This is a genomic window from Halorubrum sp. SP3 (assembly GCF_005435195.1).
Lineage (GTDB): Archaea > Halobacteriota > Halobacteria > Halobacteriales > Haloferacaceae > Halorubrum > Halorubrum sodomense.
This window is the reverse complement of sequence record NZ_SGTU01000321.1, coordinates 1-500: the sequence shown is the minus strand read 5'-3', so window position 1 is coordinate 500 and position 500 is coordinate 1. Positions and strand designations below refer to the sequence as shown.

Sequence of the window (500 nt, the reverse complement as noted above, 5' to 3'; positions counted from 1 at the left end):
GATAATTTGCGGAGTGGGTTTATTATTGGTCACCAACAGTTTGCGATCAATGAGTGTTGACTCACGGGCAAGCGAGGCAAGTATGGCATTCGGTGTCGCCATCCTGGCGGTGGCCGTTGCCGTCTGGGCGTTTCAATTCACCCTGGGGGTGTTCAACGGATGGGGGTGGGCGCTGATCGTCGGGAGCGCATGGACGATCCTGGGTCTGCTCCTGCTATTTTCCGATGTGCGGGTGTACGTGGGGGCGCAGTCACCGGCCGAGCGGTACTACGCGACTGAGACCGGGTACGACGTACCGTCTGACGACTGACGGCCAAGTAATCGGGCGATAGCAGAACGGTCTGGTCTGTTGAATCCAGTGCTGGCCCGCTCATTTTGATCGCTGAAGGGCAGTCATTCACTGTCAGCGTGGGCAACGGGGTGGCCGAGCCTCTCTCGGGTGTCTCGCTCTGAAGTGGTCGTTAGTTGTCTCACTTGAGGCGTTGACTTCGCTGTTTGTC

1 protein-coding gene is annotated in these 500 nt (G+C 58.2%); it reads left to right on the top strand.

The features are described 5' to 3' along the window. Positions 1-310, top strand: a 310-nt coding sequence (locus EXE42_RS16690) for a hypothetical protein (RefSeq protein ID WP_206750756.1), incomplete at its 5' end; no start/stop codon positions are given. Positions 311-500: the final 190 nt, after the last annotated feature.